The 17249-nt window shown below is 45.6% G+C and carries 30 protein-coding genes; all 30 read right to left on the reverse strand.

Annotation, left to right across the window (positions count from 1 at the left end; all coding sequences use genetic code 11):
• Positions 1–33: 33 nt before the first annotated feature.
• On the reverse strand, positions 34–150 hold the full coding sequence (ykgO, locus tag B5D48_RS04615; RefSeq protein WP_023936892.1) for a type B 50S ribosomal protein L36: 117 nt from the start codon (positions 148–150) through the stop codon (positions 34–36).
• A 15-nt stretch (positions 151–165) separates the two neighbouring features.
• Positions 166–384, reverse strand: coding sequence for a translation initiation factor IF-1 (infA, locus tag B5D48_RS04620; protein WP_023936894.1), 219 nt, complete (start codon positions 382–384; stop codon positions 166–168).
• A gap of 3 nt (positions 385–387) precedes the next feature.
• Entirely contained in the window at positions 388–1173 is a 786-nt protein-coding gene (map, locus tag B5D48_RS04625) for a type I methionyl aminopeptidase (RefSeq protein ID WP_023936896.1), read from the reverse strand.
• Positions 1174–1196: 23 nt separating this feature from the next.
• Entirely contained in the window at positions 1197–2534 is a 1338-nt protein-coding gene (gene secY, locus B5D48_RS04630) for a preprotein translocase subunit SecY (protein WP_023936898.1), read from the reverse strand.
• A 3-nt stretch (positions 2535–2537) separates the two neighbouring features.
• Positions 2538–2984, reverse strand: a complete 447-nt coding sequence (gene rplO, locus B5D48_RS04635) for a 50S ribosomal protein L15 (protein WP_023936900.1) — start codon at positions 2982–2984, stop codon at positions 2538–2540.
• A 25-nt stretch (positions 2985–3009) separates the two neighbouring features.
• Positions 3010–3189 carry a 50S ribosomal protein L30 gene (gene rpmD, locus B5D48_RS04640; RefSeq protein ID WP_023936902.1) on the reverse strand — a complete coding sequence of 60 codons (180 nt, stop codon included), beginning with the start codon at positions 3187–3189 and terminating at the stop codon, positions 3010–3012.
• A 24-nt stretch (positions 3190–3213) separates the two neighbouring features.
• The gene (gene rpsE / locus B5D48_RS04645; protein WP_036888060.1) at positions 3214–3732 is read right to left on the reverse strand and encodes a 30S ribosomal protein S5; all 519 of its coding nucleotides are present in this window, start codon (positions 3730–3732) and stop codon (positions 3214–3216) included.
• Between the two features lie 8 nt (positions 3733–3740).
• Positions 3741–4085 carry a 50S ribosomal protein L18 gene (gene rplR / locus B5D48_RS04650; protein WP_036888061.1) on the reverse strand — a complete coding sequence of 115 codons (345 nt, stop codon included), beginning with the start codon at positions 4083–4085 and terminating at the stop codon, positions 3741–3743.
• A 21-nt stretch (positions 4086–4106) separates the two neighbouring features.
• Positions 4107–4658: a 50S ribosomal protein L6 gene (gene rplF, locus B5D48_RS04655; protein ID WP_023936907.1), complete on the reverse strand. Its 552-nt coding sequence runs from the start codon at positions 4656–4658 to the stop codon at positions 4107–4109.
• Between the two features lie 15 nt (positions 4659–4673).
• Positions 4674–5072 (reverse strand): 30S ribosomal protein S8, encoded by a 399-nt coding sequence (gene rpsH, locus B5D48_RS04660; protein ID WP_023936909.1) that lies wholly within the window; start codon positions 5070–5072, stop codon positions 4674–4676.
• 148 nt (positions 5073–5220) lie between these two features.
• Positions 5221–5490: a 30S ribosomal protein S14 gene (gene rpsN, locus B5D48_RS04665; protein WP_023936913.1), complete on the reverse strand. Its 270-nt coding sequence runs from the start codon at positions 5488–5490 to the stop codon at positions 5221–5223.
• 1 nt (position 5491) lies between these two features.
• Positions 5492–6046 carry a 50S ribosomal protein L5 gene (gene rplE, locus B5D48_RS04670; protein WP_394341827.1) on the reverse strand — a complete coding sequence of 185 codons (555 nt, stop codon included), beginning with the start codon at positions 6044–6046 and terminating at the stop codon, positions 5492–5494.
• An 11-nt stretch (positions 6047–6057) separates the two neighbouring features.
• Positions 6058–6378 carry a 50S ribosomal protein L24 gene (gene rplX, locus B5D48_RS04675; RefSeq protein WP_023941354.1) on the reverse strand — a complete coding sequence of 107 codons (321 nt, stop codon included), beginning with the start codon at positions 6376–6378 and terminating at the stop codon, positions 6058–6060.
• 24 nt (positions 6379–6402) lie between these two features.
• On the reverse strand, positions 6403–6768 hold the full coding sequence (rplN, locus tag B5D48_RS04680) for a 50S ribosomal protein L14 (protein WP_023936919.1): 366 nt from the start codon (positions 6766–6768) through the stop codon (positions 6403–6405).
• Positions 6768–7025, reverse strand: coding sequence for a 30S ribosomal protein S17 (gene rpsQ, locus B5D48_RS04685; RefSeq protein ID WP_111759316.1), 258 nt, complete (start codon positions 7023–7025; stop codon positions 6768–6770). The genes rplN and rpsQ overlap by 1 nt, the downstream gene beginning before the upstream one ends.
• A gap of 2 nt (positions 7026–7027) precedes the next feature.
• Positions 7028–7225, reverse strand: coding sequence for a 50S ribosomal protein L29 (gene rpmC / locus B5D48_RS04690; protein ID WP_023936923.1), 198 nt, complete (start codon positions 7223–7225; stop codon positions 7028–7030).
• Between the two features lie 18 nt (positions 7226–7243).
• On the reverse strand, positions 7244–7669 hold the full coding sequence (gene rplP, locus B5D48_RS04695; protein WP_023941352.1) for a 50S ribosomal protein L16: 426 nt from the start codon (positions 7667–7669) through the stop codon (positions 7244–7246).
• 21 nt (positions 7670–7690) lie between these two features.
• On the reverse strand, positions 7691–8440 hold the full coding sequence (gene rpsC, locus B5D48_RS04700; RefSeq protein WP_023936926.1) for a 30S ribosomal protein S3: 750 nt from the start codon (positions 8438–8440) through the stop codon (positions 7691–7693).
• Positions 8441–8446: 6 nt separating this feature from the next.
• Positions 8447–8857 (reverse strand): 50S ribosomal protein L22, encoded by a 411-nt coding sequence (gene rplV / locus B5D48_RS04705; RefSeq protein WP_023936927.1) that lies wholly within the window; start codon positions 8855–8857, stop codon positions 8447–8449.
• Between the two features lie 60 nt (positions 8858–8917).
• Entirely contained in the window at positions 8918–9187 is a 270-nt protein-coding gene (gene rpsS / locus B5D48_RS04710; protein WP_023936928.1) for a 30S ribosomal protein S19, read from the reverse strand.
• Between the two features lie 19 nt (positions 9188–9206).
• Complete coding sequence (rplB, locus tag B5D48_RS04715; protein ID WP_023936929.1) at positions 9207–10031, reverse strand: 50S ribosomal protein L2; 825 nt, start codon at positions 10029–10031, stop codon at positions 9207–9209.
• An 8-nt stretch (positions 10032–10039) separates the two neighbouring features.
• The gene (gene rplW / locus B5D48_RS04720; RefSeq protein WP_023936930.1) at positions 10040–10333 is read right to left on the reverse strand and encodes a 50S ribosomal protein L23; all 294 of its coding nucleotides are present in this window, start codon (positions 10331–10333) and stop codon (positions 10040–10042) included.
• A gap of 3 nt (positions 10334–10336) precedes the next feature.
• Positions 10337–10975 carry a 50S ribosomal protein L4 gene (gene rplD / locus B5D48_RS04725; RefSeq protein WP_023936931.1) on the reverse strand — a complete coding sequence of 213 codons (639 nt, stop codon included), beginning with the start codon at positions 10973–10975 and terminating at the stop codon, positions 10337–10339.
• Complete coding sequence (rplC, locus tag B5D48_RS04730; protein ID WP_036888067.1) at positions 10975–11592, reverse strand: 50S ribosomal protein L3; 618 nt, start codon at positions 11590–11592, stop codon at positions 10975–10977. The genes rplD and rplC overlap by 1 nt, the downstream gene beginning before the upstream one ends.
• 32 nt (positions 11593–11624) lie before the next feature.
• Positions 11625–11930: a 30S ribosomal protein S10 gene (gene rpsJ, locus B5D48_RS04735; protein WP_036888069.1), complete on the reverse strand. Its 306-nt coding sequence runs from the start codon at positions 11928–11930 to the stop codon at positions 11625–11627.
• 18 nt (positions 11931–11948) lie between these two features.
• Positions 11949–14072, reverse strand: a complete 2124-nt coding sequence (gene fusA / locus B5D48_RS04740) for an elongation factor G (RefSeq protein ID WP_023936936.1) — start codon at positions 14070–14072, stop codon at positions 11949–11951.
• Positions 14073–14081: 9 nt separating this feature from the next.
• Complete coding sequence (gene rpsG, locus B5D48_RS04745; protein WP_023936940.1) at positions 14082–14558, reverse strand: 30S ribosomal protein S7; 477 nt, start codon at positions 14556–14558, stop codon at positions 14082–14084.
• A gap of 264 nt (positions 14559–14822) precedes the next feature.
• Positions 14823–15215: a 30S ribosomal protein S12 gene (gene rpsL, locus B5D48_RS04750; protein WP_036888070.1), complete on the reverse strand. Its 393-nt coding sequence runs from the start codon at positions 15213–15215 to the stop codon at positions 14823–14825.
• 235 nt (positions 15216–15450) lie between these two features.
• A complete protein-coding gene (gene ffh, locus B5D48_RS04755) occupies positions 15451–16794 on the reverse strand; it encodes a signal recognition particle protein (protein WP_023936943.1) in 1344 nt (447 codons plus the stop codon).
• Positions 16795–16869: 75 nt separating this feature from the next.
• On the reverse strand, positions 16870–17220 hold the full coding sequence (gene panD, locus B5D48_RS04760) for an aspartate 1-decarboxylase (RefSeq protein WP_023941348.1): 351 nt from the start codon (positions 17218–17220) through the stop codon (positions 16870–16872).
• Positions 17221–17249 lie beyond the last annotated feature (29 nt).

The following is a 17249-nucleotide window of genomic DNA, read 5'->3' on the forward strand; positions in this document are numbered from 1 at the left end:
TTTTGAGATTATTATTACCCCGAAAGGACGTACTCATCCCTGACGTTGCTTAAACTTGGGATTCTTCTTGTTAATTACATACAAACGCCCCTTGCGACGAACGATCTTACAGTCGTCCGAACGTTTCTTTATTGATGCTCTTACTTTCATATTGTGTTGTAACTTTTACTTGTACCTGAACGAGATACGGCCCTTGGACAAGTCATACGGACTCATCTCCACTTTCACCCTGTCTCCTGGCAATATCTTGATATAATGCATACGCATCTTGCCAGAAATATGTGCTGTTATTTCATGTCCATTTTCCAGTTGAACCTTAAACATGGCATTAGACAGAGCTTCGAGAATAATACCGTCTTGTTCTATTGCGGGCTGTTTAGACATACTCTAGAATTCTTTTTCTCCTAATACTTCTTTGATGAAATCAAAAGACGAAAGTATACGAGGCATACCTTCTGTTATAGCAATACAATGCTCAAAATGAGCTGCAGGTCTATGGTCGCGAGTGCGAACAGTCCAACCATCTTTCTCAAAAATCACATTCCGAGCTCCAAGGGTAATCATTGGTTCTATACAGATACACATACCACCACGAAGCAGTGGCCCGCGATGAGGAGCTCCATAATTGGGGACTCCCGGAGCCTCATGCATCTTGCGACCAATACCATGCCCCTCAAGCTCTCGCACTACACCATAACCTCGTGATGTACAATAGCTCTCAACAGCATGGCCTATATCACCTACCCTCTTCCCTGCAATAGCCTGCTCGATCCCCTTAAAGAGAGACTCTTTAGTTGCAATAAGCAGAGAATGCACCTCTGGAGAGATTTCCCCAACAGCAAAAGTGTATGCAGAGTCTCCTGTAAAACCATTAAGTTTTGTGCCACAATCAACTGAAATGATATCACCCTCTTTGAGGATCTTCTTTTCGGAGGGTATACCATGCACCACATGATCATTCACTGAGGTACACAAAGAGGCTGGGAATCCTCCATAACCAAGGAAAGCGGGAGCAGCACCATGGTCACAGATGAAATCATGAGCAATCTCATCCAAATGCTTAGTGCTAACTCCAGGTGCTATATGCTTAGCAACTTCAGCAAGGGTCATCCCTACAAGCTGGTTAGCTGCAAACATCAGCTCTATTTCCTCCTCTGTCTTGAGATAAATCATCGAAAATCGGAGATTCTTTGTTTTTAGTAGGCGGAAACAGTACCTGTACGACCTTTAATTCGACCTGTCTTAAGCAAACCATCATAATGGCGCATAAGCAAGTGACTCTCTATCTGCTGAAGTGTATCCAAAACAACCCCTACAAGAATTAGCAAAGATGTACCTCCAAAGAATTGAGCAAAACCTCCACTAACTCCCAGGATCTCGGCAAAAGCAGGAAGAATAGCCACAACTGCTAAGAACAGAGCACCAGGCAAGGTTATTCTGTCCATGATCGCATCCAAGTAATCCTTTGTAGGCTTACCAGGTTTCACTCCAGGAACAAAACCATTGTTACGCTTCAAATCATCCGCCATTTGTGTTGGATTGATTGTGATAGCTGTGTAGAAGTAGGTAAAGAGAATAATCAACAGAGCAAATACAAAGTTGTACCAGAACCCTGTATTATCCATAAAGGCCTGCATGAAAGAACCTCCCTCCGCTTTTGCAAACCCCATGATAGAGATGGGGATAAACATGATAGCCTGAGCAAAAATGATTGGCATCACATTAGCTGCATTTACCTTCAACGGTATATACTGGCGAGCCCCTCCATACTGTTTGTTACCAATCACCCTTTTGGCATACTGCACAGGGACCTTCCGAGTCCCTTGTACAAGCAAGATTGCTCCTGCAATGACAAACAAAAGGAATACAATTTCGAACAAAAATGCAACCAACCCTCCAGCAGCACTTCCCAAACGAGAAGTGAATTCAGCTAATAGAGCGTGAGGCAAACGAGCTATGATCCCGACAAGAATAATGAAAGAAATACCATTCCCTATCCCCTTATCAGTGATGCGCTCACCAAGCCACAAGACAAACATACTACCTGCTGCAAGAATAATAGTCGCATAGATCTGGAACCAAAGTCCAGCAGGCAGAGACGCCCCCACAGAGCTCAGCTGCACATTCAGGTTAATCAAATAAGTTGGGGCCTGCATCAGAAGGATTAGCACAGTAAGATATCGTGTCCATTGATTAATCTTACGGCGACCGCTCTCTCCCTCACGTTGCAACTTCTGCATGGAAGGTACAGCAATAGCAGCCAACTGCATCACAATAGAAGCAGAGATATAAGGCATAATCCCCAATGCGAATATAGAAGCATTGGAGAATGCCCCCCCTGAGAACATATCGAGGAGCGCCAAAAGCCCCTCGGCAGTCTGGTTCTGAAGAGCACCTAAGTCAGCAGGATTAATACCCGGTATCACCACGAAGGAACCCAAACGATACACCAGAACAAACAATATGGTGATGAGGATTCGCTTACGCAGATCCTCAATCTTCCATATGTTTCTTACTGTCTCAAAAACTCGCATACCTTAGCATTTTACAACAGAACCCCCGGCTGCTACAATGGCCTCTTCTGCTTTCTTGCTGAAAGCATTCGCTTGAACTTCGAGTTTGATCGAAATCTCTCCCTTAGCCAAGATCTTGATTAAATCATTCTTTCCGGCCAGACCGGCAGATTTAATATCTTCGATCGTGATGCTCTGGAGATTGCGAAGCTGAGCCAGATCCTGCAAGCTAGAAAGGTTGACAGCTTGGTATTCTACACGATTAATATTCTTGAATCCGAACTTAGGTAAACGACGCTGAATTGGCATCTGCCCTCCCTCAAAACCGAGTTTTTTCTTGTATCCGGAGCGACTCTTAGCTCCCTTATGGCCACGCGTAGAAGTGCCTCCCAGTCCAGAACCAGGTCCACGACCGATACGCTTGCGTGATTTCACAGAGCCTTCAGCAGGCTTCAAACTGGATAGATCCATGTTTATCTGTTTTATAATAAACGACTTATTCTACTATACGCACTAAGTGCCTCACCTTTTCTACCATTCCAAGGATCTGTGACGTTGCAGAGTGCTCCACAATCTGATTATTCTTGCGAAGTCCCAATGCATCCAAAGTCCTTTTTTGGCAACTGGGCATACCAATACGGCTACGCACCTGTTGGATTTTGATTTTCTTATCCATCACAAAATCTTCATTAAGTTGTTTTTATCCCTTAAAGACTTTTTCCACAGAGATTCCCCTCGACTGAGCCACCATAAGAGGACTGCGCATTTCAGACAAGGCCTCAATAGTCGCTTTCACTAAGTTGTGAGGATTGGAAGAGCCTTTGCTTTTTGCAAGCACATCCTTAATGCCCACACTCTCCAACACAGCACGCATAGCACCTCCAGCCTTCACTCCGGTACCAGCACTGGCTGGCTTGAGCAGAACCTTGGCTCCTCCGAATGCAGCACTCTGTTCGTGGGGGATAGTACCATTGTGCACGGGCACACGTATAAGATTCTTCTTGGCGGCCTCTGTTCCTTTGGCTATCGCAGCAGCAACTTCACCTGCTTTTCCAAGTCCAAAACCAATCACACCATCTTCATTGCCCACAACCACAATAGCAGCGAAAGTAAAGGTACGCCCCCCTTTTGTAACTTTCGTCACACGGTTAATAGCGACTAATCTTTCCTTAAGCTCTAAATCATTCGTTGATTTAACACGATTCATTATTCCTGCCATTTCTTCCGTCAAAATTTGAGACCTGCACTTCTTGCGGCATCGGCCAGTTCTTTAATTCTACCGTGAAACAGATAGCCACTACGATCAAATACAACTCTCGTAATCCCGGCTTCTTGAGCATTGCGAGCGATGCTTTCTCCAACTTTGGCTGCTATTTCCTTCTTTGTACCCTGAAAATCCATCTTCAAGGATGAAGCTGCGGCAAGAGTACGACCACTCTCGTCATCTATCACTTGGGCATAAATCTGCTTATTACTCCTAAACACACACAAACGCGGGCACTCTGCAGTTCCACTGATCCTGCTGCGAATACGAGTTTTTATTTTGAGTCTTCTAGCTTGTTTTGTTATCATGATCTCAGTCCTTTTTGGGTGTTACTTACCAGCGACTTTTCCTGATTTGCGACGAATTTCTTCACCAACAAACTTCACGCCCTTGCCCTTATATGGCTCCGGCTTACGGAAAGATCGAATCTTATTACAAATTTGGCCGAGAAGCTGCTTATCTGCACATTCAAGAGTGATGAGAGGGTTTTTGTTTCGTTCAGTCTTTGCCTCTACTTTAACTTCTGCTGGCAATTGGAAATAAATCGCATGGGTAAATCCCAAAGACAACTCTAAGATCTGTCCGTTATTGGCGGCACGGTAACCAACACCCACCAATTCCAGTGTACGGCTGTACCCCTGACTTACACCTACGACCATATTATTAACCAGAGATCTATACAAGCCATGCAATGAGCGATCCTCTCTCTCTTCACTATGACGTGAAAACAATATGTGATCATCCTCAATCTCCATGGTAATACGAGGGTCTATCTTCTGAGAAAGCTCTCCTTTGGGACCTTTTACTGTCACGACTTCATCTACTAGAGAAACCGTCACTCCCGCTGGTATGGCTATGGGCATTTTTCCTATTCTAGACATAAGCTTACTCCTTCATCAATAAATATAACACAACACCTCACCACCAACCTTGAGGTCATTGGCCTCCTTGTCAGTCATCACACCCTTACTCGTTGAAAGGATAGCGATACCCAAGCCATTAAGAACTCGAGGCATCTCTCTGTAGCCAACATAACGACGCAAGCCCGGTCGAGAAACTCGTTTAAGACACTTGATCGCATTTGATTTGTTCTTAAGGTCATACTTGAGAGCAACCTTAATTGTTCCCTGAGGGGCATCTCCTTCCTCGAACTTATAGTTCAAGATGTACCCTTTTTCGAAGAGAATCTTAGTGATCTCTTTCTTTAGATTGGACGCAGGTATCTCTACTACCCGATGCTTAGCTCCGATAGCGTTCCGCAACCGCGTCAAATAATCTGCAATAGGATCTGTCATTTTGTTATTGATTAAATTGATCTGTTCTAAGCCAGACAATATTTAACATAGGCCCATTTCAGCTTGGCAAACCCTGCACAAAATCGACATCGATACAAGTGCAGCACCTCCCAAGCCAAAACGAGCAAGAGAAAAGTCAATCTATAGCTTACCAACTTGCTTTCTTGACCCCCGGGATGAGTCCCTTCGAGGCCATTTCCCTAAACTGTATACGAGAAATACCAAACTGTCTCATATAGCCTTTGGGACGACCTGTCATAGAACAACGATTATGGAGACGGACGGGGGAAGCGTTACGAGGAAGCGACTGAAGTTCCTCGTAGAGACCTTCCGCCTTAAGACGCTTACGCTTCTCGGCATACTTTTCTACGAGTTTGGCTCGCTTTACTTCCCGAGCCTTCATTGATTCTTTTGCCATATCAATTTTCTTTTTTCGCATTCTTGAAAGGCAGACCAAACTCTTTCAAAAGAGCATAGCCTTCCTCATCTGTAAGCGCAGAGGTTACAAAGGTAATATTCATTCCTAATATCTTGGTCACCGAGTCAAGATTTATCTCAGGAAATATGATTTGCTCCTCGATCCCCAAAGTATAATTACCACGGCCATCAAACTTACTTTCGATGCCCTTGAAGTCGCGAATACGAGGCAAAGCTACACGAATCAAGCGCTCCAGAAACTCATACATCTGCTCGCGTCGAAGGGTAACCATGACACCAATCGGCATACGCTTTCTGAGTTTGAAGTTGGAAATATCCTTCTTGGAGAATGTAGCAACTGCCTTCTGACCAGTAATAGCTGTGAGTTCATTGATAGCGACATCAATAATCTTCTTATCCGCAGTCGCCATACCCAAACCCTGATTGATAACAATCTTCTTGAGTACAGGTACCTGCATCACAGAAGAGTAACCAAACTGCTTCTGAAGAGCCGGAATTATTCGCTCGTCGTATTCTTTCTTGAGATTTGCTGTCATCACTTGGCTCATCACTTAATCTCCTCCCCAGATTTTTTGGAATAACGTACTAATCTTCCATTAGCACCGACTCTCCGACCAATCCTAGTTCCCTTTCCAGACTTAGGATCAACGACATTCAAATTTGAGAGATGTATAGGTGCTTCCTTCTTCTCTATTCCTCCTTGAGGATTGCTTGCAGAGGGCTTTGCATGCTTCGAAATGATATTCAAGCCTTCCACGATGGCTCTATTCTTGTCAACTAAGACCTGCAAGACACGTCCGGTCTTGCCCTTGTCTTCGCCGGCATTTACCATCACAGTATCGCCCTTCTTTATATGTAACTTACTCATTTTACTGTTGTCGATTTGAGATGGTTAAAGAACTTCAGGAGCAAGAGATACAATTTTCATATTCTTGGCACGAAGCTCGCGAGCTACAGGACCAAAAATACGGCTACCTCTCATATCTCCGGCATTGTTCAGCAACACACAAGCATTATCATCGAAACGGATGTAAGAGCCATCAGGACGACGCACCTCCTTCTTTGTACGTACAATGATAGCCTTAGACACCGCCCCCTTCTTCACATCACTGGAAGGTATTACACTCTTTACGGAAACGACAATGATATCACCCACAGAGGCATAACGACGACGTGTACCTCCTAAAACGCGGATACACAACACCTCACGAGCTCCACTATTATCTGCTACGGAAAGACGAGATTCCTGCTGTATCATTATTTAGCCCTTTCAACTATTTCTATTACTCTCCAACGCTTTGAGCGACTGAGAGGGCGAGTTTCCATAATGCGTACGGTATCGCCTATATTACACTCATTTTTCTCATCATGAGCATGGTACTTCTTCGTCTTATTGACAAACTTACCATATATCGGGTGTTTTTCCTTCCATTTCACCGAAACAGTGACTGTCTTGTCCATAAGATTACTGGACACCACACCCATACGTTCTTTTCTGAGATTTCTATCCATTATAATCAGTCGTTGTTGTTATTACGTTCCGTAAGAACTGTTTTCATCCTTGCTATCGTGCGACGCAACTTGGTCAATTGAGCAGGATTGTCCAACGGAGAGACTGAATGATTAATACGCATCTGGTTGTACTCTGCACTTACAGCCGCCAAACGCTCCTGCAATTCAGATGTACTCAGTTCCTTGATTTCTGCAATTTTCATATACCCTATACGTATTGTTTATTTAGCAAAGTCATAATCACGGCGCACTACGAATTTAGTAGTCACAGGCAACTTCTGAGCAGCCAAGCGCAGAGCCTCCTTTGCCACTTCATAGCTTACACCCTCAATCTCAAAAATCATGCGACCAGGAGTCACAGGGGCCACAAAACCTTCCGGAGAACCTTTCCCCTTACCCATACGCACCTCAGCAGGTTTCTTGGTAATCGGCTTATCTGGGAAGATTCTAACCCACACTTGACCCTGACGTTGCATATATCTGGTTACAGCAATACGAGCAGCCTCTATTTGGCGACCTGTAATCCACTTACTTTGCAGGGATTTGATCCCAAATGAGCCAAAAGCAAGCTGGTTGCCACGCTGAGCATTGCCTTTCATGCGCCCTTTTTGAGCTCTTCTGAATTTTGTTTTCTTAGGTTGTAACATTTCCTTAGTTACTTATAAATGTTAGCGATTACCTCTTCTGGCTCCACCGCGACGACGGCCCCCACGCTCCCGGTCTCCACGACCCAAAGGATCACGACGACCAGCATTCTTGGCAACTGCAAATGAAGGGGCAAGATCGCGCTTCTCATAGACCTCTCCCTTGCAAATCCAAACCTTTACACCAATCAAGCCAACCTTGGTCAAGGCCTCAGCCTGTGCATAATCAATGTCCGCACGTAGAGTATGCAGAGGGGTACGTCCTTCTTTGTACATCTCTGAGCGAGCCATTTCTGCCCCATTCAATCTACCAGAAAGCTGCACCTTGATGCCTTCCGCTCCCATACGCATAGAGGAAGCAATAGCCATCTTGATAGCCCTACGGTAGTTAATTTTACCTTCAAGCTGACGAGCAATACCATCCGCAACGATCTTTGCGTCGAGCTCAGGCTTCCGTATTTCGAAAATATTGATCTGGACATCTTTCTTGTCTGTAAGAGACTTCAGCTCCTCTTTGAGCTTATCAACCTCCTGACCTCCCTTGCCAATAATCAGACCTGGTCTGGAAGTGCAAATCGTAACGGTAACCAACTTAAGGGCCCGTTCAATAACCACTCTCGACACACTGGCCTTTGCAAGACGGGCATCCAGATAGCGACGTATCTTACTATCCTCCAGCAATGTTTCCCCATAATTGCGACCACCGAACCAGTTGGAATCCCATCCTCTAATGATACCAAGGCGGTTGCTAATTGGATTTGTTTTCTGTCCCATCCTACATCAATTATTGGTTTCGTTGTTACTAACAGCATCCACAAAGAGAGTCACATGATTTGATCTTTTGCGAATACGATATCCTCTACCCTGAGGAGCCGGTCTCAGACGCTTAAGCATCATGCCTTCGTCTACAGTTATACGAGAAACATAGAGTTCCCCAGCCTCAGCCTTGCGCTGATTCTTTTCTTCCCAGTTTGCAATAGCCGAACGAAGTAGTTTTTCCACACGAGCTGCAGCTTCTTTTTGAGAAAAACGTAACACGCCCAAAGCTCTATCTACTTCCATCCCTCGCACCATATCTGCTACATAGCGCATCTTACGGGGAGAAGTAGGCACATTCCTGAGCTGTGCAAAGGACACAGCACGAAGTGCTTCCCTTCTTCTTTCGGCTGATATTCTTTTTCTAGCACCCATTGTTCTAATTGTTTTTTGATCAGTTTCCTGAGTTATTGTCAAATAATCTCAACCGAAAGATTATTTCTTCTTATTACCAGCATGACCTCGGAAAGTACGAGTTGGAGCAAATTCACCCAACTTGTGACCAACCATATTCTCCGTTACAAATACAGGAATGAATTTATTTCCATTATGCACCGCTATGGTATGCCCTACAAAGTCTGGAGATATCATCGATGCTCTTGCCCAAGTCTTAACCACGGCCTTCTTACCGCTCTCGTTCATAGCGAGAACCTTCTTTTCCAGCTTCAGGTTGATATAGGGGCCTTTCTTAATTGAACGACTCATAATTCGTGTGATTTAAACTTTATTTCTTTCTCCTTTCGATGATATACTTAGACGAATGCTTCTTCGGAGCACGAGTCTTAAGACCCTTTGCATACAAGCCCTTACGAGAGCGAGGATGTCCTCCGGATGCACGGCCTTCACCACCACCCATAGGGTGATCTACAGGGTTCATAGCCACGCCACGCACACGAGGTCTGCGACCAAGCCAACGGGTACGTCCAGCCTTACCCGAACACTCAAGGCTATGATCCTTATTTCCTATTCCTCCGATAGTAGCCTTACAAGCCGACAATATTCGGCGAGTCTCACCAGACGGCATACGAATCACCACATACTTTTCTTCACGAGAGGTCAACTGAGCAAACGTTCCAGCCGAACGAACGAGCTTACCTCCCTGTTGAGGTCTGAGTTCAATATTGTGGATAATCGTACCTACAGGGATTTTGGCTAGAGGGAGAGCGTTACCAATTTCTGGAGCAGCCATTTCCCCAGACATCACTGTTTGGCCTACTTCCAAACCATCTGGGGCTACGATATAGGACTTTTCTCCATCTGCATAGTAGAGCAGAGCAATACGAGCAGAACGGTTAGGGTCGTATTCGATAGTCTTGACGGTAGCAGGGATGCCATCTTTCCTTCTCTTAAAGTCAATCAAACGGTAGCGTTGCTTATGACCTCCACCAATGTAACGCATGGTCATCTTACCAGTGTTGTTACGGCCACCGGATTTTCTCCGACCAACAACAAGAGACTTCTCTGGAGCCGACGCAGTGATTGTATCGAAAGCTCCAATAATCTTATGTCTTTGCCCCGGGCTAGTGGGCTTCAATTTACGTGTTCCCATTACTTTGCTTAGATATTACTGAAAAAGTCGATTACATCACCTTCCTTCAGTGTCACGACAGCTTTCTTGAAAGAAGCTGCACGCCCTTCTATAAGGCCACTACGAGTATAGCGATTCTTGGACTTGCCGGTATACCTCATGGTATTGACAGACTCGACCTTTACATTGTACATTGCCTCTATGGCTTTTGCTATCTCAATCTTGTTGGCTGTAGGAGAAACGCGAAAAGCATACCTCTGGGGCATCTTCTCGGTGATAGCAGTCATTTTCTCACTAATAATCGGTTTAATGATGATTCCCATTGCTTATTCTCCTTTTGCCTTAAGTTGTTGATTGAGCAAGTCTACAGACTGTTCAGTAAGCACCAGCACTGCATTGTTCAACACAGCATATGTATTCAACTGAGAAGCACGAATAAGAGCCGTCCTAGGAAGATTGCGAGCCGACAGATAGACAGTTTGCGCAATCTCATCAAAAACATACAGAGTCTTCATATTCTCCAAACCCAAAGCCTTGTTGATAGAAACAAAATCTCTGGTTTTTGGGGCTTCCATCTCAATGTTCTCAATTACCTTGATCTCTCCCTTACGAGCCTTATAAGTAAGAGCTGACTTCCGAGCAAGAGCCTTAAGCTTCTTGTTCAGTTTGAAGCCATAGCTACGAGGTCTGGGGCCAAACACACGAGCACCACCCACTAAGAGAGGAGAATTGATATCCCCCCTGCGAGCTCCACCACCACCTTTCTGGCGAATCAATTTACGCGTGCTACCGGACAGCTCCGAGCGTTCCTTGGCTTTATGAGTACCCTGACGTTGGTTAGCCATGTACTGCCTTACAGCGAGGTAAATCGCATGGTCATTGGGTTCGATAGCAAAGACAGAATCGTCCAAAACGACCTTACGACCAGTATCTTCACCCTTGATATTATATACACTCAGTTCCATTACTTTTCGATTAGAAGGATTGAACCTTTGGCTCCAGGCACACTACCTTTTACAAGCAGTAAATTGTGCTGGGGCATAATCTTAATCACTTCGAGGTTCTGTACCGTCACACGCTGGTTTCCGGTCTGGCCGGCCATACGCATCCCTTTGAAAACTTTCGCAGGATACGAACAGGCACCAATCGCACCCGGGGCACGCAAACGGTTGTGCTGACCATGAGTTGTCTGACCTACACCACCGAAACCATGACGCTTAACAACTCCCTGAAATCCCTTTCCTTTGGAAGTCCCTATCACATCCACATAGTTGGTTCCTTCGAAGAACTGCACATCCAATACATCTCCCAGATTGGGTGTATTCTCAAAATCTTTGAACTCGGCCAAGTGTCTCTTGGGGGTTGTCCCAGCCTTCTGAAAATGTCCGGCCATCGGCTTGGAGGTATTTTTCTCCTTTGCTTCCATGAAGCCAATTTGTACAGCTTCGTAGCCATCCTTCTCCAGGGTTTTGACTTGGGTCACCACACAAGGACCTACTTCGATAACAGTGCATGGAAGATTCTTTCCATCGGCACTGAAAACGGATGTCATTCCGATTTTCTTTCCTAATAAACCTGGCATTTCTTTTTACTATTTACAGGATTGTCCTATGATCAAACCTTGATTTCAACCTCTACTCCACTAGGAAGCTCCAACTTCATCAACGCATCTACCGTCTTCGCTGTAGCGTTGTAGATGTCAATAAGTCTCTTGTAGGAAGAGAGTTCAAACTGCTCACGTGATTTCTTGTTCACAAATGTAGAGCGATTCACAGTGAAGATCCTCTTATGAGTGGGCAGAGGAATGGGACCGCTAACTACGGCACCGGTCGTCTTCACAGTCTTTACGATCTTCTCTGCAGATTTATCTACAAGCATATAATCGTAAGACTTCAGCTTAATTCTAATCTTTTGGCTCATTATTATCGATTATGTATTTTACTTGATCAGATCTACCCGGCCGTTCACTTCTGTAAGAACGTCTCGAGCAATGTTGCTGGATACTTCTGCATAGTGAGAGAAAGACATGGTGGAAGTGGCACGGCCAGAAGTAATGGTACGCAAGGCTGTTACATATCCAAACATCTCTGCCAGAGGAGCTTTCGCCTTCACGATGCGAGCGCCAGTACGACTATTCTCCATCCCTTCGATCTGGCCACGACGCTTATTCAAGTCTCCAATCACATCACCCATGTTTTCTTCCGGAGTTACAACCTCTATCTTCATGATGGGCTCTTGGAGCACAGGACCGGCCTTCTCAGAAGCACTCTTAAAAGCCTGAATAGCACAAATCTCAAACGAAAGCTGATCTGAGTCTACCGGGTGGAATGAGCCGTCAATTACAGTTACCTTGAGCTTGTCCAAAGGATAGCCTGCCAAAACGCCATTTTCCATAGCCTTAGCAAAGCCCTTCTGCACTGAGGGGATAAACTCCTTGGGGATGTTACCTCCTTTCACCTCATCTACAAACTGCAACGAACCTTCGAAATCCGAATCAGCTGGTTCTACGCGAACGATAATATCAGCAAACTTACCTCTACCACCGGTCTGCTTTTTGTAGGTTTCACGCAATTCAACCGGCGTAGTGATAGCCTCCTTGTAAGATACTTGAGGACGCCCCTGGTTACACTCTACTTTGAACTCACGACGCAAGCGGTCAATGATAATTTCCAAATGTAACTCTCCCATACCGCTGATCACAGTTTGGCCCGTTTCCTCGTTTGTCTCTACACGGAAAGTCGGGTCTTCCTCTGCCAGCTTAGACAAACCAACACCTAGACGATCCAAGTCTTTCTGAGTCTTAGGCTCAACAGCGATACCGATCACTGGATCGGGGAAGTCCATGGATTCAAGAGAGATTGGATGGTTTTCGTCACAGAGAGTATCACCAGTACGAATGTCCTTAAACCCAACACCAGCACCAATGTCTCCACAACCGATCGCCTCCTTCGGGTTCTGTTTGTTCGAGTGCATCTGGAAGAGACGTGAAATACGCTCCTTTTTCCCAGAACGGGCATTGTAGACATAAGAGCCAGCCTGCAGTTCACCCGAATATACACGGAAGAAACAGAGACGACCTACATAGGGGTCTGTAGCAATCTTAAATGCCAAAGCAGTAAGAGGCTCTTCAGGAGAAGTCTTACGAGAGATCAGCTGCTCCGGATCATTCACATCATGCCCCTCAATAGTGGGCGTGTCTACCGGGCTAGGCAAATATGCACAAACAGCATCGAGCAAGGTTTGCACTCCTTTATTTTTGAAGGATGATCCGCAACACATCGGGTTGATCTGCATGGAGAGGGTTCCCTTACGAATAGCCGAACGGATCTCTTCTTCAGTGATTGTAGAAGGATCATCAAAGTACTTCTCCATCAAGACATCATCGCACTCAGCCAAGGCCTCGAGCATCTTGTCTCTCCAGCTATCAGCTTCGGCTTGCAAATCGGCTGGAATGTCGATCACATCATATTTAGCACCCATGGCTTCATTGTCCCACACAATGGCTTTCATCCGAACGAGGTCTACAACACCTCTAAAGGTGTCTTCTGCTCCGATAGGGATCTGGATAGGACATGGATGGGCTCCTAATATCTCACGCATCTGACGCTCTACTTCAAAAAAGTTAGCTCCAGAACGGTCCATCTTATTGACGTAGGCGATACGTGGCACATTATACTTATCAGCTTGACGCCATACTGTCTCACTCTGTGGCTCTACTCCTCCCACAGCGCAAAACGCAGCTACAGCTCCGTCCAAGATACGTAAAGAACGCTCCACCTCGACAGTGAAGTCTACGTGCCCCGGAGTATCAATCAAGTTGATCTTGTATTTCTTACTGTCATATTCCCAAAATGCAGTAGTTGCAGCAGAAGTGATTGTAATTCCCCTCTCCTGTTCCTGCTCCATCCAGTCCATAGTAGCGGCACCATCATGCACCTCTCCTATCTTGTGAGACAAACCCGTATAAAACAAAATACGCTCACTGGTAGTCGTCTTACCGGCATCAATGTGAGCCATGATACCGATATTACGCGTCAGGTCTAATGCTGATTTTTCGGACATAATCTTTACTTAGAATCTGAAGTGAGCAAATGCACGGTTAGCCTCGGCCATACGGTGAATATCTTCCTTGCGCTTGAAGGCACCACCTTGGTTATTGAAAGCGTCTACAATCTCAGCAGCGAGCTTATCAGCCATGGTTTTACCACCACGCTTGCGTGCATAAAGAATTAGGTTTTTCATAGAGATCGACTCTTTGCGTTCTGAGCGAATCTCGGTAGGAACCTGGAAAGTAGCACCACCTATACGGCGGGACTTCACTTCCACTTGAGGAGTAATATTATCCAAAGCTGCTTTCCAGATCTCAAGCGGGCTCTTCTCCTCATTAGACAGCTTACCTCTTACGATATCCAACGCACCGTAAAAGATGTCGAAAGCAATATTCTTCTTGCCGTCATACATCAGGTGATTAACAAACTTAGTCACCTTTACATCACCAAATACAGGATCAGGAAGTACCTGACGCTTTTTGGGTTTTGCTTTTCTCATTGTTGTACTAACAAAAAAATCGTTTCTGTCGATTGGTTGCCTGTTAACTTGTCTTCAACACTCCCGCCGGAGCATTTACTCAACCGGTTTTATAGCTTGTCCAATGAACACAAAACTGGTTCTTAAAATACTTACCACTTCCTTAGAGTGGAATCTGGAGACCGAAGTTCCCCTTCAATCTCCTTCGAGGCCTCTCTCAGCCCCTCCAGCTCGGAGCAACGACTCCGAAAGACGAAAAAATCTCCGCGAAAACTGCAGATTTTCTTACTTCTTAGCAGCAGCTCCCGGCTTAGGACGCTTAGCCCCATACTTCGATCTGCGCTGCGTACGGCCGTTCACACCTGCGGTATCCAAAGTCCCGCGAACAATGTGATAACGCACACCTGGCAAGTCTTTTACACGACCTCCACGCACCAACACAATGCTGTGCTCTTGCAAGTTGTGACCTTCGCCCGGGATGTAGACATTTACTTCTTTGCCGTTTGTCAGGCGCACACGAGCCACCTTGCGCATAGCCGAATTTGGCTTCTTCGGGGTAGTTGTGTACACACGCACACACACACCTCGACGCTGTGGGCAGGCTTCGAGCGCAGGGCTCTTACCTTTCTCTTCGAAAGTAGTACGGCCTTTTCTAACCAACTGTTGAATTGTAGGCATTTCTTACTTTACTCCTATTTAACTATCAATACTAATTCCCAATTCTATACTAGACAGCACACACCAGCACCGACCGATGCACAAAAACGCATACTATCGGCTGGCAAAGGTAGTGATATTTCACAAACGAACAAATACCCCCACCCAAAGGACTCCCCGATTGAGGTGTATCCACACGGATACTCACAAGCGGAAAATCTATGTAACCGAAAATAGAATAGAGACTCTTAATCCTTCATCTGCGACCTCGCTGATGCTTGGCAGCTGCCATTTTGGCCAACTTGGCTCCCTTCCCTCCGGACATCTGCCGCATTACCTTGCGCATTTGATCGAATTGGGTAATTAGCCTATTCACCTCCTGTATGGAAGTACCACTGCCTTCTGCCAAACGTTTCCGCCTGCGTCCATCCAACAAAGAAGGATGCTTTCGCTCTTCCGGAGTCATAGAATAGATAATAGCCTCTACACCCTTGAAAGCATCGTCACTGATATCAATGTCTTTGATAAGCTTGCCCACCCCCGGAATCATACTCACAAGATCCTTGAGGTTACCCATCTTTTTGATCTGGTGAATCTGAGCCAGAAAATCATTAAAATCGAACTGGTTCTTCGCGATTTTAGCTTCCAGCTTACGAGCCTCTTCTTCGTCATACTGCTGTTGAGCTCTCTCTACCAAAGAGACAATGTCTCCCATGCCCAATATGCGGTCTGCCATACGATCAGGATGGAAGACATCCAGTGCATCCATCTTCTCTCCTGTTCCGACAAACTTGATTGGTTTGTCGACGACTCTACGAATAGACAAGGCAGCACCACCCCGAGTATCCCCATCGAGTTTCGTTAAGACAACTCCATCAAAATCCAACCTCTCATTGAACTCACGAGCTGTATTTACGGCGTCCTGACCTGTCATCGAATCGACAACAAAGAGCGTCTCGGAGGGATTGACCGCTTTCTTGATTGCTTCAATCTCCTGCATCATCTCCTCGTCAATGGCCAAACGACCCGCTGTGTCTATAATCACAACATCACAGCCCAACTTCTCAGCCTCAACAACTGAGTCTCGAGCTATTGTTATGGGGTCTTTGCTATCAGGGCGACTAAAAACAGGCACAGACAGCTGCTCGCCAAGAATATGAAGCTGCTCAATAGCAGCCGGACGATAGACGTCACAAGCAACTAAAAGAGGAGAGCGTCCCTGCTTATGTTTAAGCATAGAAGCCAACTTGCCGGAGAAAGTTGTCTTACCAGAGCCTTGCAAACCCGACATCAACACGATAGCAGGTTTCCCTTCGAGCTTAAACTCCGCAGCTGTACCCCCCATGAGCACAGCCAACTCATCACGCACGATCTTGACCATCAACTCATTAGGACGAACAGATGTAAGGACATTCTGACCAATGGCCTTTTCTTTTATCTCATCTGTAAGCTTCTTGGCTACATTATAATTGACGTCTGCATCGAGCAAAGCTCGGCGTACGTCTTTGAGCGTCTCGGCCACGTTAAGCTCTGTAATCTGCCCTTGACCCTTAAGGATCTTGAATGACCGCTCCAACCTTTCGCTTAGATTCTCAAACATAGGAATGTATACTGGTTAGATTTTATTTTTCTACAACAGGGTCTAAAAAGACCTAACTCTTCGGATATCTCTCACTTACTGCGGAAGTTTATTTCCCGGCATAGGGAAAACCACAGAAGCCTCAAAGTCGTTGGCTTCTTCCAGAGACATCCAGGCATAAGCCATGATAATTACAATATCACCCGGCTGTACCAAGCGAGCAGCTGCTCCATTGAGACAGACCACGCCACTCCTCCGAGGACCAGCAATCACATAAGTTTCCAGCCTGGCCCCATTGTTATTATTTACTATCTGCACTTTCTCCCCCGGCAGAATGCGGGCCGCATCCATCAGGTCCTGATCTATGGTAATACTTCCCACATAAGAAAGATTAGCCTCGGTAACTACAGCCCTGTGAATTTTTGACTTAAGAACTTCTACATACATATGCATCCGCATAGATTAAAATCCGCGCA

The sequence above is a fragment of the Porphyromonas crevioricanis genome (assembly GCF_900167225.1).
GTDB lineage: Bacteria > Bacteroidota > Bacteroidia > Bacteroidales > Porphyromonadaceae > Porphyromonas > Porphyromonas crevioricanis.

Excerpts from the sequence above, each read along its gene's own strand:
- ykgO (WP_023936892.1), bottom strand. The coding sequence starts at position 150 with ATGAAAGTAAGAGCATCAATAAAGAAACGTTCGGACGACTGTAAGATC.
- infA (WP_023936894.1), bottom strand. The coding sequence starts at position 384 with ATGTCTAAACAGCCCGCAATAGAACAAGACGGTATTATTCTCGAAGCT.
- map (WP_023936896.1), bottom strand. The coding sequence starts at position 1,173 with ATGATTTATCTCAAGACAGAGGAGGAAATAGAGCTGATGTTTGCAGCT.
- secY (WP_023936898.1), bottom strand. The coding sequence starts at position 2,534 with ATGCGAGTTTTTGAGACAGTAAGAAACATATGGAAGATTGAGGATCTG.
- rplO (WP_023936900.1), bottom strand. The coding sequence starts at position 2,984 with ATGGATCTATCCAGTTTGAAGCCTGCTGAAGGCTCTGTGAAATCACGC.
- rpmD (WP_023936902.1), bottom strand. The coding sequence starts at position 3,189 with ATGGATAAGAAAATCAAAATCCAACAGGTGCGTAGCCGTATTGGTATG.
- rpsE (WP_036888060.1), bottom strand. The coding sequence starts at position 3,732 with ATGGCAGGAATAATGAATCGTGTTAAATCAACGAATGATTTAGAGCTT.
- rplR (WP_036888061.1), bottom strand. The coding sequence starts at position 4,085 with ATGATAACAAAACAAGCTAGAAGACTCAAAATAAAAACTCGTATTCGC.
- rplF (WP_023936907.1), bottom strand. The coding sequence starts at position 4,658 with ATGTCTAGAATAGGAAAAATGCCCATAGCCATACCAGCGGGAGTGACG.
- rpsH (WP_023936909.1), bottom strand. The coding sequence starts at position 5,072 with ATGACAGATCCTATTGCAGATTATTTGACGCGGTTGCGGAACGCTATC.
- rpsN (WP_023936913.1), bottom strand. The coding sequence starts at position 5,490 with ATGGCAAAAGAATCAATGAAGGCTCGGGAAGTAAAGCGAGCCAAACTC.
- rplE (WP_394341827.1), bottom strand. The coding sequence starts at position 6,046 with ATGACAGCAAATCTCAAGAAAGAATACGACGAGCGAATAATTCCGGCT.
- rplX (WP_023941354.1), bottom strand. The coding sequence starts at position 6,378 with ATGAGTAAGTTACATATAAAGAAGGGCGATACTGTGATGGTAAATGCC.
- rplN (WP_023936919.1), bottom strand. The coding sequence starts at position 6,768 with ATGATACAGCAGGAATCTCGTCTTTCCGTAGCAGATAATAGTGGAGCT.
- rpmC (WP_023936923.1), bottom strand. The coding sequence starts at position 7,225 with ATGAAAATTGCAGAAATCAAGGAACTGAGTACATCTGAATTGCAGGAG.
- rplP (WP_023941352.1), bottom strand. The coding sequence starts at position 7,669 with ATGTTACAACCTAAGAAAACAAAATTCAGAAGAGCTCAAAAAGGGCGC.
- rpsC (WP_023936926.1), bottom strand. The coding sequence starts at position 8,440 with ATGGGACAGAAAACAAATCCAATTAGCAACCGCCTTGGTATCATTAGA.
- rplV (WP_023936927.1), bottom strand. The coding sequence starts at position 8,857 with ATGGGTGCTAGAAAAAGAATATCAGCCGAAAGAAGAAGGGAAGCACTT.
- rpsS (WP_023936928.1), bottom strand. The coding sequence starts at position 9,187 with ATGAGTCGTTCAATTAAGAAAGGCCCCTATATCAACCTGAAGCTGGAA.
- rplB (WP_023936929.1), bottom strand. The coding sequence starts at position 10,031 with ATGGGAACACGTAAATTGAAGCCCACTAGCCCGGGGCAAAGACATAAG.
- rplW (WP_023936930.1), bottom strand. The coding sequence starts at position 10,333 with ATGGGAATCATCATTAAACCGATTATTAGTGAGAAAATGACTGCTATC.
- rplD (WP_023936931.1), bottom strand. The coding sequence starts at position 10,975 with ATGGAACTGAGTGTATATAATATCAAGGGTGAAGATACTGGTCGTAAG.
- rplC (WP_036888067.1), bottom strand. The coding sequence starts at position 11,592 with ATGCCAGGTTTATTAGGAAAGAAAATCGGAATGACATCCGTTTTCAGT.
- rpsJ (WP_036888069.1), bottom strand. The coding sequence starts at position 11,930 with ATGAGCCAAAAGATTAGAATTAAGCTGAAGTCTTACGATTATATGCTT.
- fusA (WP_023936936.1), bottom strand. The coding sequence starts at position 14,072 with ATGTCCGAAAAATCAGCATTAGACCTGACGCGTAATATCGGTATCATG.
- rpsG (WP_023936940.1), bottom strand. The coding sequence starts at position 14,558 with ATGAGAAAAGCAAAACCCAAAAAGCGTCAGGTACTTCCTGATCCTGTA.
- rpsL (WP_036888070.1), bottom strand. The coding sequence starts at position 15,215 with ATGCCTACAATTCAACAGTTGGTTAGAAAAGGCCGTACTACTTTCGAA.
- ffh (WP_023936943.1), bottom strand. The coding sequence starts at position 16,794 with ATGTTTGAGAATCTAAGCGAAAGGTTGGAGCGGTCATTCAAGATCCTT.
- panD (WP_023941348.1), bottom strand. The coding sequence starts at position 17,220 with ATGTATGTAGAAGTTCTTAAGTCAAAAATTCACAGGGCTGTAGTTACC.